13 protein-coding genes are annotated in these 13,267 nt (G+C 45.0%); 7 read left to right on the top strand and 6 right to left on the bottom strand.

Annotated elements, in window-relative coordinates:
• Nucleotides 1-362 precede the first annotated feature (362 nt).
• Together fsa and O3Q51_02455 are read left to right on the top strand one after the other, a co-directional pair.
• Nucleotides 363-1,025, top strand: a complete 663-nt coding sequence (gene fsa, locus O3Q51_02460) for a fructose-6-phosphate aldolase (GenBank protein MCZ4407655.1) — start codon at nucleotides 363-365, stop codon at nucleotides 1,023-1,025.
• Between the two features lie 89 nt (nucleotides 1,026-1,114).
• A complete protein-coding gene (locus tag O3Q51_02455; protein MCZ4407654.1) occupies nucleotides 1,115-1,726 on the top strand; it encodes an L-threonylcarbamoyladenylate synthase in 612 nt (203 codons plus the stop codon).
• Here the strand turns inward: O3Q51_02455 and O3Q51_02450 are convergent.
• From O3Q51_02450 to O3Q51_02435, 4 genes are read right to left on the bottom strand one after another with little or no spacing between them, the layout of a single operon-like run.
• Nucleotides 1,723-2,826, bottom strand: coding sequence for a glutaminyl-peptide cyclotransferase (locus tag O3Q51_02450; protein ID MCZ4407653.1), 1,104 nt, complete (start codon nucleotides 2,824-2,826; stop codon nucleotides 1,723-1,725). The genes O3Q51_02455 and O3Q51_02450 overlap by 4 nt on opposite strands.
• A gap of 1 nt (nucleotide 2,827) precedes the next feature.
• Complete coding sequence (locus tag O3Q51_02445) at nucleotides 2,828-4,363, bottom strand: NAD(P)H-hydrate dehydratase (protein MCZ4407652.1); 1,536 nt, start codon at nucleotides 4,361-4,363, stop codon at nucleotides 2,828-2,830.
• A 25-nt stretch (nucleotides 4,364-4,388) separates the two neighbouring features.
• Nucleotides 4,389-5,264: a hypothetical protein gene (locus O3Q51_02440; protein MCZ4407651.1), complete on the bottom strand. Its 876-nt coding sequence runs from the start codon at nucleotides 5,262-5,264 to the stop codon at nucleotides 4,389-4,391.
• 60 nt (nucleotides 5,265-5,324) lie between these two features.
• Complete coding sequence (locus tag O3Q51_02435) at nucleotides 5,325-5,978, bottom strand: protein-L-isoaspartate(D-aspartate) O-methyltransferase (GenBank protein MCZ4407650.1); 654 nt, start codon at nucleotides 5,976-5,978, stop codon at nucleotides 5,325-5,327.
• Nucleotides 5,979-6,150: 172 nt separating this feature from the next.
• Between O3Q51_02435 and O3Q51_02430 the strand changes: the two genes are divergently transcribed.
• The 5 genes from O3Q51_02430 (at nucleotide 6,151) to O3Q51_02410 (ending at nucleotide 10,948) form a co-directional block, all read left to right on the top strand.
• Nucleotides 6,151-7,143, top strand: a complete 993-nt coding sequence (locus tag O3Q51_02430; protein ID MCZ4407649.1) for a Gfo/Idh/MocA family oxidoreductase — start codon at nucleotides 6,151-6,153, stop codon at nucleotides 7,141-7,143.
• Nucleotides 7,144-7,259: 116 nt separating this feature from the next.
• Nucleotides 7,260-8,147: a hypothetical protein gene (locus tag O3Q51_02425; GenBank protein ID MCZ4407648.1), complete on the top strand. Its 888-nt coding sequence runs from the start codon at nucleotides 7,260-7,262 to the stop codon at nucleotides 8,145-8,147.
• A complete protein-coding gene (locus O3Q51_02420) occupies nucleotides 8,144-9,556 on the top strand; it encodes a sugar transferase (protein MCZ4407647.1) in 1,413 nt (470 codons plus the stop codon). Before O3Q51_02425 ends, O3Q51_02420 begins: the two co-directional genes overlap by 4 nt.
• Nucleotides 9,557-9,584: 28 nt before the next feature.
• Nucleotides 9,585-10,475, top strand: coding sequence for a 3-hydroxybutyryl-CoA dehydrogenase (locus O3Q51_02415; protein ID MCZ4407646.1), 891 nt, complete (start codon nucleotides 9,585-9,587; stop codon nucleotides 10,473-10,475).
• Nucleotides 10,476-10,603: 128 nt separating this feature from the next.
• Nucleotides 10,604-10,948: a hypothetical protein gene (locus tag O3Q51_02410; GenBank protein ID MCZ4407645.1), complete on the top strand. Its 345-nt coding sequence runs from the start codon at nucleotides 10,604-10,606 to the stop codon at nucleotides 10,946-10,948.
• Between the two features lie 81 nt (nucleotides 10,949-11,029).
• Here O3Q51_02410 and O3Q51_02405 read toward each other — a convergent pair whose 3' ends face one another.
• The gene (locus O3Q51_02405; protein ID MCZ4407644.1) at nucleotides 11,030-11,746 is read right to left on the bottom strand and encodes a DUF4294 domain-containing protein; all 717 of its coding nucleotides are present in this window, start codon (nucleotides 11,744-11,746) and stop codon (nucleotides 11,030-11,032) included.
• 221 nt (nucleotides 11,747-11,967) lie between these two features.
• Nucleotides 11,968-13,158 (bottom strand): ADP-forming succinate--CoA ligase subunit beta, encoded by a 1,191-nt coding sequence (sucC, locus tag O3Q51_02400; GenBank protein ID MCZ4407643.1) that lies wholly within the window; start codon nucleotides 13,156-13,158, stop codon nucleotides 11,968-11,970.
• Nucleotides 13,159-13,267 lie beyond the last annotated feature (109 nt).

The raw sequence follows: 13,267 nt of genomic DNA, 5'->3' as shown, positions 1-13,267 counted from the left end.
GTAGGATTAAACAAACAAAACATTAAAGAAAGGCCGATGTAGATCGGCCTTTCTTCGTTACTACATGCTACGACCTATGCTAAGGTAAAGAACCAACGTGGCCATCTATATTGAACAATTTTTATCGCATTTTTGGATCACTCACAACAATCACCTACCTTGCAGGATTGCGAGTTGGTTCATAGCCCTAACGCAAAATATCATAGCATGCAAAACCCGGGTAAGCACCGGGTTTTGTGTTTATATACTTTTCTCCAGCTTCCTGAATTCTTCAAATTGTTTTAAACCTGTTCATAAGCCGACGCTTTAGGAAGCGGCGAAAACTATTTGGTTACTTATTTTTGTTGCTCAAAACGTAGAGCATGAACTTTTTTATAGACACGGCAAATCTTGATCAAATAAAAGAAGCCCAGGATTTAGGAGTATTGGATGGGGTGACGACTAACCCATCGTTAATGGCAAAAGAAGGCATCACGGGTGAGGCAAATATCATTGACCATTATTTAAAAATCTGTGAAATCGTTACGGGCCCCGTAAGTGCCGAAGTTATCGCTACAGACTTTGAAGGAATGGTAGAAGAAGGCGAGCGCCTTGCCAAACTCCACAAGAACATCGTGGTGAAAGTACCCATGATTAAGGATGGAGTAAAAGCGTTGAAATACTTTTCTGATAAAGGAATCAAAACGAATTGCACCTTGGTCTTCTCTCCCGGTCAGGCCCTTTTGGCCGCTAAAGCCGGAGCGACTTACGTTTCTCCTTTCATCGGAAGGCTGGACGACATATCCACAGACGGACTCGCTTTGATCGAGCAAATCCGACTGATCTATGACAACTACGCATACGAGACCCAAATTCTAGCTGCCTCAGTGAGACATACCATGCACTTGATTCAATGTGCAGAAATTGGAGCTGACGTCATGACAGGCCCACTAAGCGTTATCACCGGTTTGCTCAAGCACCCTCTAACGGATAGTGGTCTTCAGCAATTCTTAGCTGACCATAAGAAAGCGGCAACTACAGTTTAACAATTAAGAACAAACAAACTCAAATCCGCGCTCTTAGTGCGGATTTTTTTGTTTCAGAATAGTAATTTTAGTCTTCAATACTCTCGCTTATGATTCTCAAGATCTATCCGGATAATCCCAATCCAAAAAGAATTCAAGAAGTTGCAGACATTCTAAGGAATGGAGGTCTCATTATTTATCCCACCGATACCGTATACAGTATCGGTTGCGATTTGATGAATCAAAAAGCAATAGCCAAAGTTGCAGCAATAAAAGGCTTGAAGCCTGAGAAGGCTAACTTTTCTATCATCTGCTACGATTTGAGCCACATCAGCGAATATGCCAGAGTGAACACCCCCGAGTACAAACTATTGAAGAAATCACTTCCCGGAGCTTTTACCTTCATTCTCAATGCTACCGGAAACGTTCCTAAAATCTTTAAGAGCAAAAAGAAGACCATCGGAATCAGAGTTCCTGATAACAACATCGCCCGCGAAATTGTGAAAGAATTCGGTAATCCAATCATCGCTACTTCGGTGCACGATGATGACGAAATACTGGAATACACCACAGATCCCGAATTGATCCATGAAAAGTACGGTAAACTGGTCGATGCAGTGATAGATGGTGGCATGGGAAATAATGAAGCCTCAACCATCGTAGATCTTACTGATGGAGAGCCTGTAATCGTGCGGCAAGGCCTCGGCGAATTGGAATATTAAGACCCCTCCAAAGGAACAGGCTTCACCTCGTAGATCTTACTCCAGTATTTGCCTGTCACGAGTAAATTCCCGGTGAGCGGATTGATGGCTATTCCGTTTAATACATCCATATCAGAGTTGGCTTCGGCCCGATCTACAATCCCTAGAGCCGTGTATCGATTGATGACCTGGCCGCTACTCGCATCTATCTCGACGATGTATGGCTCTGTATAAATATTGGCGTAGATTCTACCATCTATGAACTCCAATTCATTTAGTCGATTTACGTTTCCGTTTTCATCGAATACATTCAGTCGCTTCTGCACTTCCATGGTGTTTGGATCGATAAAGAAGAGGAATGACGACCCATCTGAAAGAATCAAATAAGAGTTGTTGTGCGTGAGTCCCCAACCTTCTGAGGTTTCGGTGTAATAAGTGAATTCATCGAGCTGAGCAAAACTCTCCCGATCATAGATAAACCCTCTTCCCGACTTATATGTCACCTGATAAATCTTGTCGTTGAAAATGGTGATCCCCTCACCAAAAATATCCTCGCTCAAACTCTTCTCTTGGATCAACTCGCCCGTAGTGAGATCCAATTGTCTCAATCTCGATTCGCCATAATTACCCGTTCCTTCGTAGATATAGCCGCCATAAACCAAGAAACCTTGGGTGTAGGCACTCACATCGTGAGGATACTTTTTAACCACATCAAATTTCCAGTCAACTGGTGCAGATGTTGGCTTAACCATAACTTCCTTGTAGCGCGTGGTAGACTTTCCATCTTCGTAAATGGCTTTGAACTTTAGCCTTACCTCTCCCCCTCCTGTTAATTCAGAGGCCACTTTAAAATCGTTTTCAGAAACTGTAGCAAAGGGCTTTTTATCGTCTTTTCCGCTTATCTCAATCGTGGCAATGTCCTGATCAGGTGAATCTGACTTCACTTCAAAGTGAAGTGAATCTCCATAAGTGAGACCCTGCGCATTGAGCAGTCTGATTCGAAAAGAAGCTCCTACCGACCCAAGGGAGGGCCGATCTATTCCCCTTTTTATTGGCTGATCATCTTCGCAACCAACTATCAATAGTGCCAATGCGGCTATCAAAAAAATTCTCATTCTCATCTTACAATGATTGAAATGCCCTGCCAAGATACTTTACAACGTCAGTGGCAATTAAAGATTCTACACTTTCTTTTTCCAGAGCTATATCGGCAGCTCTACCGTGAATATACATTCCCAATGCAGCGGCTTGCATCGGTTGATATCCAGACGCCAAAAGGCCAGCGATGATACCTGTCAAAACATCTCCCATTCCACCCGTTCCCATGCCCGGATTACCTGTATTGTTGATCAATACCTGTCCGTCAGGCAGGCTCAAGGTACTCTTACCACCTTTCAGTAAAATATAGATGCCGTATTTTCTACTCAGCTCGATTTGGGATGCTATGTTTTGGTAATGGGTTTTCTTATCTCTAATCAGTCTGGCAAACTCCCCCGGGTGGGGCGTGAGGATACTGCCTTTCGGCAAAAAAGCGAGCCAAGTAGGATTCTCTGCCAAAATATTGAGCGCATCCGCATCGAGCAAAAGGGGAACATGGCTGTTTTGGATTAAGAGCTTTAAGGCTTTGGCTGTTTCATCAGCTGTTCCCGATCCCGGCCCAATTGCAATGGAATTATACTTCTTCAAATTAGGCAATTCCGTAAGCCTGCCATTATCAGAAGGATCGACAGAAACCATGGCCTCAGGGGCATATCCATGCAAAAGTATGGCACCTGATTTATCCGTATGCAGTGTCACCAATCCCGCACCTGCCCTTAGCGCCCCCTGAACGGCCATCATGGCGGCACCACGTTTCCCTTCGGAACCTGCTATGATCAGGGCATGCCCAAAGGTTCCTTTGTGATCAAAAACCCTTCTAGGGCTCCTCATCGCAGCTACATTACCGTCTGTAAGTAAATGGAAATTCGTTTCGACTTTATTCAAAAAACCCGAGTGCAATCCAATGTCCAAAATGATCAACTCACCAATCAAAGGCGCCGATTCCGCTAAGAAAAAAGCCAGCTTAGGGACTTGAAAAGTGAGAAGACAGTCTGATCTCACAATCGAATTCCGATTGTTTTCAGAGTTGTCTTCGCTGAACATTCCACTGGGAAGGTCGATACTCACCACAGTAGCCCCCGATTCATTGATTTTATCAATTACCGAGGAAGCTATTCCCTCAGCAGGTCGATTCAAACCGGTTCCAAATATGGCATCGATGATGACTGTATTCGGAGAATAATCAATTATCTCCTTCTCCGAAGAAATCTCAACCACAGCTTTTTTAAGTTTTCCGAGTTTGGCAAAATTGGTTGTAAAGTCGCGAGAAGGCTTATTGGTGAGTTTTACATAAGAAATCTCCACGTCGTAGCCTACGCGTTGGAGCATTCTGGCAATGACCAAACCGTCACCGCCGTTATTTCCGGGACCTACTATAACATTGAAAAGCCAATCTTTTTCTTCAGTGTTCTTAGAGTCAAATAAGCGCGGCGCATTTTCATATATCCAATCAAAACACTTGGCCGCAGCACGCTCCATTAAATCGATCGATTTGATCGGCTCATTTTTAATGGTGTAGGCGTCAGCCTCTCGAATCTGTTCTGCAGCAAGTATTTTCAAGTCACGGTAGCTCTGACCTGCGAAATTAGAAATAAAAGGTCAGGAAGAGGGCTCCTCCGGAGAGGTCATTATCGAATTTAAATGATGAGCTTCCTCCCTCATTACTAATGGTTGTGACAAACTGCTCAGCACTCCCGCCAACAGGCACTGCCCATTGCTCTTCCACTATTTCGCTATTGCCTTCGTATGAGAAGCCCATGGCCACTCCGTACTCAAAACCAAGCGACATTTTTGGGAAAAGAAAAACCTCGGCGCCTATAAAAGCTCTAGCTCCAAGAGTAAATTGAGCACCTTTGGTAAACTCTGTCATAAAAGCACCCGTTTCAGAAAAATTAGTCAGTTCGCGCGGGTCATCTTGAAACTGCAATTCGAACTCGGTTCTAATCGGGCTTGTATTCTCCTGAGTAATGTCATTACCGTATTCAAACTTGTGTGATTCGGTGCCGAAGCCAATAAACCCCTCTGCTCCATAAAATCCTTGAACTCGGGTCTTCCCTTTTCGTTTCTCGATTCCAAAAGAGAGGAAAGCATTGGTAAAAGTTCGACTGTAAGAATCTTCTACGGTCGTATTGGTAGGATCTACACTAAACTCGGGACTAAAAGCACGAATCTTATCGTTAAAGACATTTAGGCGAAAGCCGGCTCTGTATGCAAAGTCATCGCGAACGAAGTACTTGCCTGTAATCGCCAATCGGTCATTGGTGTATTCGGCAAATGGTGCTGGGTTATCTGCTTGTGAAAAGAAGTTACCGAAATAACGCAAAAACGGCGAGGCATCAATTCCCACGGCCCAATCGCCTTCTCGAGGCAAATAAGATTCTCCTTTTTTTGAAACAGGTTGGGCAAAGGCTGCTGCGGCCATTGCTATAAACGCAGAACTAAGCACTAATTTCTTCATCATTTCTGATTGGGTTACGGACAAATAAACTCTTTCTCTTGCGATTTATTATCAGAAGCTTCTTTAAACACCTTCTTTGTCTGGTAGCATGGGTACAAATCGAAAACCTCCATGACGGGTTTCTTCATACTTTCCGTCGGCCAATTTTCTGATTTTCAGCATTTCTTGATCAGCACCTTCTCCTACGGGAATCACCATTATCCCGCCTTCGACCAATTGGTCGAGAAGAGCTTGAGGAACGAAAGGCGCCCCACAAGTAATCAGGACGCGCTCGAAAGGAACGAAAGCCGGCAATCCTTTGTACCCATCTCCATAAAACCCTTTCACCGTTGTGTTCATATCGGCGAGGTTTTTCTTGGCCTTTTTAAAAAGCAGCTTCTGCCTTTCGATTGAAAACACCTTACAGCCAATAGCATTGAGCACCGCTGCTTGATATCCGCTACCAGTGCCAATTTCTAATACTTTGGTACCATGCTTTACTTCCAAAAGTGTGGTTTGCACCGCAACGGTATACGGTTGCGAGATCGTCTGATCTGCCCCGATAGGAAATGCGGTATCCTCGTATGCAAATTGAAGAAAGGCAGAATCCATGAACACATGCCTGGGAATCGATCCGATGGCATCCAATACGGGTTGATTTTTTATACCCTTATCAATCAGTGTCCTTACCAATTGACGTCGCAGTCCTTGGTGTTTATGTGTATCTAAAACCTTCATGAATGAACAAATGTAATAACCTGACTCCAACAAAAAATCAAAGATTTCGATTTTCATCAAGTAGCCCGTGTAAGCAGCTGATCTAAATGAAAAATCAAACTGTTGATAATTTTGACAGCATTCTTTGATGAGCGAAATCACAGAGCGTACATTTGTAAAAACGCAAAGAATAATGCTTAAAATCGGAGTTTTAGGTGCAGGTCACCTCGGCAAGATCCACATCAAATGCATCAAGGAATTGAAGCAATATCAATTGGTTGGATTTTATGATCCCGATGAAAGAGCGGCCACAGAGACTGCGCAGAAACTAGGGGTGAAAAAGTTTGCCGACATGGACGAACTTATCGATGCGGTAGATGTCGTTGATATCGTAACACCTACCCTGAGTCATTACACTTGCGCTAGTGTAGCTATCAGAAAGTCCAAACACGTTTTTATTGAAAAGCCCATCACCAATACCATTGAGGAGGCAAAATCCTTAATGTCGCTTTCGCGTGAAGCGGATGTAAAGGTGCAGGTAGGTCATGTCGAACGATTCAATCCCGCTTTCGTTTCGGCGAGGAAAGATTTGGATAATCCGATGTTTATAGAAACACACCGATTGGCTCAGTTCAACCCGCGAGGAACAGATGTTTCCGTCGTACTCGACTTAATGATTCACGACTTGGATATCGTGCTAAGCGTCGTCGGATCAAACATCAAGCGCATCAGCGCCAGCGGTGTAGCTATCGTAAGCGATGAGCCTGATATTGCCAATGCCCGCCTTGAATTTGATAATGGCTGCGTGGCCAATCTGACTGCCAGCCGATTCTCACTGAAGAATATGCGCAAGTCAAGGTTCTTTCAAAGAAACGCTTACGTTTCAGTCGATTTTCTAAATAAAACGACTGAAGTTGTGAAGATGCGCGACATCGAAGGAGAGCCCGATCCATTTTCTATGAGCATTGACTTAGGAGAAGGTCGCGGTGAAAAAGAAATTTTCTTCGAGAAGCCCACCATCGAACCTAACAATGCCATCAAAGATGAATTAGAGAGTTTTGCGGAAGCCATCATAAACAACACTACTCCGCCTGTAACCGTAGAAGACGGCTACAATGCATTGGACGTGGCTTATAAGATTCAGGCCAAGCTAAAAATGAGCACACCAACAGGATCAAATTCTTGAGCCCCTGCACAATTGGTTAAACATTTTCGGCGTTATCTCTAGAGTTTACGGTTATTATAGGTGACGAATGCCCCGCATTTTCTATTTTTGCGGCCCATCGATCCTATCATGCACTTATGAGAAAATTTTACTGCCTTCTAATTCTTTTAGTTTCGGCGTGTGATGTGTTTGACAAAGACGAACCCATCCCGTCATTTGTGTACATAGAAGCAGCAGATCTCATTGTGGACTCTGACGGTAGCCAAGGAACCAATACCAGCGAAATCATCGATGCCCACGTTTTTGCCAATGACTTTTTCGTAGGTACTATCGAACTTCCCGGAAGTGTACCCATTCTGGAGGAAGGCCCAACCAAAATCACCCTGGGTGGAGGTATTAGAAACAATGGCATTTCTTCTGATCGAATCATATACCCTTTCTACGCTTTTTACGAAACCAATATAGACCTCAAGCCTGGCTTGGTCAGTCCCATTAGCGAAGACAGCCTTGCACAATTTGAGTATTTTGATTCGGATGGGTTTGGCCAGTTGGGATTTTTATTCGAAGGATTCGAAAATATTGGAAACGTTTGGGAGCCAGCAGAAATCAATGGAACGCCCATCATCAATACATCAAACGACGACGAAGTTCTAACCGGATCAAGTAGTGGAAAGATTATTTTGGATGATGATTTCCCCGTCTTTGAAGTGTACTCCCAGGAACCAGAGTGGGACCTGTCTGATATAGATCCGGGATCTACCGTGTACCTCGAGCTCGACTATCGCGGTAACAATCCCCTCGAAATAGGGATAAGAACCCGAAACCCTTCTGTGACCAAAATATTTGCCTTAGGACTAAACCCCACGGAAGAGTGGACTAAGATATATGTCGAACTGACTAACGAGATAGGTCTGGGTCAAACCAACGATTTTCAAATCTACCTGGAAGCCGTCAAAACAACCACTGATCAACAAGCCATTATTTACCTGGATAATATGAAAGTCGTTTACCCGGCTAGCTTATGAATAGAACTCTACAAACATCGAAGTACGTTCTTTTTGATGTGCTAAGTTCAGGCTTGGCGTGGTTCCTCTTTTTCAGCTTCCGCAAAAAAGTGATCGAGCCGGCCAAATTTGGCTACCCGATACCTTTAGAGTACGACGACCGATTTTATTACGGCCTTATATTGATTCCCGTTTTCTGGGTATCGCTTTATGCCCTTCTGGGAATGTATAAAAACATTTACCGAAGACACCGACTCAAAGAGCTTGGTCAGGTCATGTTTTCGACTGTGATCGGGGTAATCATACTCTTCTTCACAGTCCTCATCGACGATCAGATTGCCAATTACCAAAATTACTACCGCTCCATCTTATTTTTACTGGGCGTTCATTTTACCCTCACTTTTACCTTTCGCTTTGTACTGACCACCCGAACGGTAAAACAAATACACAAACGCAAGCTCGGATTCAACACCATTATTATTGGTGGAAATGAAGAGGCACTCAACGTGTACCGGGAGATGGAAACAATGAAGCCTGCCCCGGGTTTTAATTTCGTCGGGTACGTCAGCATCAACGGAAAAGATCATCTGCTCGAAGCAGAGCTGCCATGGTTGGGAAAGTTTGACTCCATCGAAAGAGTAATTAAAGAAAGTGCCGCCGAAGAAGTCATCATAGCCGTAGAAACCTCCGAACACAAAAACCTTGGTGGGATATTAAGTCGACTGGAAGGGTTGGATGTTCGGATCAAGATCATCCCCGATATCTACGACATCTTAGCCGGCTCCGTGAAGATGTCGAGTATTTTCGGTGCTCCACTCATAGAGATCAATACGCAGATCATGCCCGAGTGGCAGAAGTTCTTGAAGCGCTTTCTTGACGTAACAGCATCCATTTCAGCTCTGATCATTCTGGCTCCCGTTTACCTCATTGTAGGTATCTTAGTGAAATCTACTTCACCCGGGCCCATCATTTTTAAGCAGGAGCGAATCGGACAATTCAATAAACCTTTCTTTATCTATAAATTTCGCTCGATGCGCGAGGATGCCGAAACGGACACACCGAAATTGGCAAGTGAGGGCGACCCTCGAATTACTCCCATTGGTCTATTCATGCGAAAGACCCGAATCGACGAATTGCCTCAATTCTTCAATGTGATCAAGGGAGATATGAGTTTGGTAGGCCCTCGTCCTGAGCGGCAATACTTCATTGATCAGATTCTAGAAGTAGCCCCGCACTACCGCCACTTGCAAAAAGTGAAGCCGGGCATCACAAGCTGGGGACAAGTAAAGTATGGCTACGCCGAAAATGTAGACGAAATGGTACAGCGACTTAAATACGACGTGCTTTACATCGAAAACATGTCGCTGGCAATTGACTTTAAAATAATGGCATACACCCTCCTCACCGTTATCAGAGGAGACGGAAAATAAAACACCACCTACAAAACACCACCTTATTATGAAAAACATCGCCGTAATCGGAGCAGGAACCATGGGAAACGGAATCGCTCACGTCTTTGCTCAAAACGGATACAACGTGCAGTTGATCGACGTTTCGCAAGATGCTTTGGAAAGAGCTTTAGCCACAATTGGTAAGAACATGGACCGAATGATCGCGAAGGAGAAAATATCGGAAGCCGATAAGTCAGACGCTTTGGGACGATTGAAAACCTCCACCGATATGAAGTCGGGAGTGGCAAATGCCGACCTCGTTGTAGAAGCAGCCACTGAAAACACCGATCTCAAAAAGAAAATATTCCGTGATATGGATGCCCATGCTCCCGAAGGATGCATCTTGGCGACCAATACCTCATCGATATCCATTACCCAAATAGCCGCTGAGACCAGCCGCCCGGATAAGGTAATCGGCATGCACTTCATGAACCCTGTTCCGGTGATGAAATTGGTAGAGGTTATTCGTGGATACGCCACTTCTGACGAAGTAACGAACACGGTGATGGAAATTTCCAAAAAACTGGGCAAGGTACCCACTGAGGTAAACGACTACCCTGGCTTTGTAGCTAATCGAATCTTGATGCCGATGATCAACGAAGCCATCATCACCCTGCACGAAGGGGTAGCGGGTGTGGAAGAAATTGATACCGTGATGAAACTGGGAATGGCACACCCGATGGGTCCTCTTCAACTAGCTGACTTTATTGGATTGGACGTGTGCCTCAGCATCCTTCACGTAATGCACGACGGTTTTGGTAATCCGAAGTACGCTCCATGTCCCTTATTGGTAAATATGGTAACTGCAGGAAAGCTCGGCGTAAAGTCAGGCGAAGGTTTCTACAAGCACACCCGCGGAAGCAAGGAATTGGTTGTGTCGGAGAATTTCAGGAAGTAGAGTATATTGCTAGTTGGCTTTGAATGTTGATTGCTCTGGTTTCCTTTAAAAGTTGTGGTTTACCATCAACGTGCGCATATGATGTGATAGAAAATCACGTTTAAGAGGGTACCACTAAAAACCTAACCATGAAGAAACTACTCTATTTAGCTTTCGCATTATTTGTACTACAGGCCAATGCCCAAGATGACATTTTTGTTCTCCCTCCTTCCCAAAGTATGTCCATAACCGGTCTGGGTGAAGGACAAGATGCGGCGATCAATCCATACTCAAACGAGAAAAGCATTGCCGTAGTGGAAAACAATAGCAAAAACGAATTTGTCATCCGCGTTCAAATGGATGGCAAGGTCGTGAACAAATGCACGATCAAGCCGAAAGAGACCAAGATGATCGAATTGGAAAAAGGCGCTGAACTGTATCTGGACAGCGACAAGAAAGCAAAAGCTAGGGTGAGTTTCAAAAAAGCCGACTAGCTTCCGGGTAGATCGTTCAAAGATTTAAGATCAAATCAAAGGTCTGAAAATGTGTGGCTCCGTTCTCCTTAAAGGTTAAAATCACTTCTTAGCATTCCGCTTCTTCTCCCGCTCAATCTTCCTGCGTAAGCGATCACTCTTATTAGCCAATACCTCTTCAGCGGCTTTGGTGGTAATCTCGCGCGTCGCCACGGGAATGCTACCATCCTCAATTTGAAGAACGATTTCTTCGATTATATCGTCTGTCTCGTTGGCATTGGGATCGTACTGGTCTTTCAAATCGGTGCCAAATAGCTTCGCCACTCCCTGCCACATAAAGGCTGTAAAACCACTCTTAAGGTCTTTAATGAGTTCGTAGCTCGTCTGTCCCGTTTCACGATCGATGAGCTTGATGAGCACTCGCCCTTGACTGGTTGTCATCTTGCGAAGATCTCCTTCAAATTCAGCCTTGAGGTCTTCCTCACATTGATCCAGATAGGCCTCTCGTTCCGCCTCCGTTTCGAGGGCCTCCAAGTTACGGTTGTACTCATTGATCAGGTCTCCCGCCACTTTGGCATATGGATAAACCTTGATCACATTGCGGTGCATCTTGTCCCATTTCCTTTGGTAGCGTCGGCTACGACTTTTGCGGTAAGCTGATACACGCTTGGGTCTGAGGGTAACTACGGGTATGGTATCACCGTCGACAATCACCGTTTCCAATAGGTACAAACCGTCCACCTCCTCTGCATTTTCGGGAGTTTGAGCGTGTACAGCCATAGCCAAAAAGAAGGCTATAAGGAGCAATAGCTTGGGCATACCTATTTGTAAACGTAGCATAGTTCGTACCGGTATACGCAGATTTAATCGCAAAGGCTGTCTATAAAGCCCGATATCTGCCTTCCACTTGGCCTATAAACAGTTCCTTCGACTGCGCTCAGGACATCGCATTGACATACAAATCATCGGTTTATTGCCCTACGCGAGCGTTGTTATCGATCTTTCTAGTTCAGCCCTAGAATAACTTGCAGAAGTCTGAACTACGCTAGTACTTCTTTGACTTTATCGGCAGCCTCCTGCAGTAAGACCACTGAGTGAACCTCAAGTCCTGAATCTTCGATGAGTTGCTTGGCTTCAATGGCATTGGTACCCTGCAAACGCACAATGATCGGCACGTCTATTCCTTCAATGTTTTTGTAAGCATCTACAATACCTTGAGCTACACGGTCGCAGCGCACGATTCCACCGAAAATGTTGACCAAAATGGCTTTCACCTTCTTGTCTTGAAGTATGATGCGGAAAGCTTTCTCCACACGTTCAGCATCTGCCGTACCACCCACATCGAGGAAGTTGGCAGGCTCTCCTCCGGATAGTTTAATGATGTCCATGGTAGCCATGGCCAGTCCGGCACCGTTTACCATACAACCTACGTTTCCGTCTAGCTGCACATAGTTGAGACCGGCTTCTCCCGCTTCTACTTCCGTAGGATCTTCCTCGGTCTTGTCGCGCATCTCTGCGTAGTCTTTGTGACGGAACAGAGCGTTGTCGTCCAAGGTCACCTTGGCATCTACCGCTATCACACGATTATCAGATGTTTTTAACACCGGGTTGATTTCAAAAAGAGAGGCATCCGAACCGACGTAAGCGTTGTATAATGAGCGCACGAATTTCGTCATCTCCTTCATGGCTTTGCCTGAGAGGCCAAGGTTGAAGGCAATCTTGCGGCACTGGAATCCTTGGATACCAAGTCCAGGATCGATTTCTTCTTTGAAGATCAACTCAGGAGTCTTCTCTGCAACAGCTTCGATGTCCATTCCACCTTCGGTAGAGTACATGATGGTCACCTTACCGTGTGCACGGTCAAGCAATACCGACATATAGATCTCAGAAGTCTCGCTTTCGCCGGGGTAGTACACATCCTCGGCTACAAGGACTTTGCTTACCAACTTTCCTTCAGGCGGAGTTTGAGGAGTCACGAGATCCATCCCGATAATATCTCCTGCGATGGTCTTTACATCATCGAGGCTTTTGGCGATTTTCACACCGCCACCTTTTCCACGTCCACCAGCGTGGATTTGAGCTTTCACCACGAACCATTCCGAACCGGTTGTTTCATTGATTTTCTTGGCGGCTTCAACGGCCTCTTCGGCTGTATCGGCTACAAGGCCGCGTTGGATGGCCACGCCAAAAGATTCGAGTATAGATTTACCTTGATATTCGTGAATGTTCATGGGTTCAATTTTGTTTGGGCAAATGTAATATCGTGGGTGGGTTTATCAAAGGAGGTGGAGAGGAGATTTAACAACTTCTTAGGATTAACCGCCTCGCTGTTTTTATAAC

The sequence above is a fragment of the Cryomorphaceae bacterium 1068 genome, assembly GCA_027214385.1.
GTDB lineage: Bacteria > Bacteroidota > Bacteroidia > Flavobacteriales_D > Cryomorphaceae > JAKVAV01.
Note: the sequence above shows the minus strand (reverse complement) of the source record. Positions and strands in the feature narration are given on the sequence as shown.

Coding starts and splice junctions, on each gene's coding strand:
- fsa (MCZ4407655.1), top strand. CDS start 363: ATGAACTTTTTTATAGACACGGCAAATCTTGATCAAATAAAAGAAGCC.
- O3Q51_02455 (MCZ4407654.1), top strand. CDS start 1,115: ATGATTCTCAAGATCTATCCGGATAATCCCAATCCAAAAAGAATTCAA.
- O3Q51_02450 (MCZ4407653.1), bottom strand. CDS start 2,826: ATGAGAATGAGAATTTTTTTGATAGCCGCATTGGCACTATTGATAGTT.
- O3Q51_02440 (MCZ4407651.1), bottom strand. CDS start 5,264: ATGATGAAGAAATTAGTGCTTAGTTCTGCGTTTATAGCAATGGCCGCA.
- O3Q51_02435 (MCZ4407650.1), bottom strand. CDS start 5,978: ATGAAGGTTTTAGATACACATAAACACCAAGGACTGCGACGTCAATTG.
- O3Q51_02430 (MCZ4407649.1), top strand. CDS start 6,151: ATGCTTAAAATCGGAGTTTTAGGTGCAGGTCACCTCGGCAAGATCCAC.
- O3Q51_02425 (MCZ4407648.1), top strand. CDS start 7,260: ATGAGAAAATTTTACTGCCTTCTAATTCTTTTAGTTTCGGCGTGTGAT.
- O3Q51_02420 (MCZ4407647.1), top strand. CDS start 8,144: ATGAATAGAACTCTACAAACATCGAAGTACGTTCTTTTTGATGTGCTA.
- O3Q51_02415 (MCZ4407646.1), top strand. CDS start 9,585: ATGAAAAACATCGCCGTAATCGGAGCAGGAACCATGGGAAACGGAATC.
- O3Q51_02410 (MCZ4407645.1), top strand. CDS start 10,604: ATGAAGAAACTACTCTATTTAGCTTTCGCATTATTTGTACTACAGGCC.
- O3Q51_02405 (MCZ4407644.1), bottom strand. CDS start 11,746: ATGCCCAAGCTATTGCTCCTTATAGCCTTCTTTTTGGCTATGGCTGTA.
- sucC (MCZ4407643.1), bottom strand. CDS start 13,158: ATGAACATTCACGAATATCAAGGTAAATCTATACTCGAATCTTTTGGC.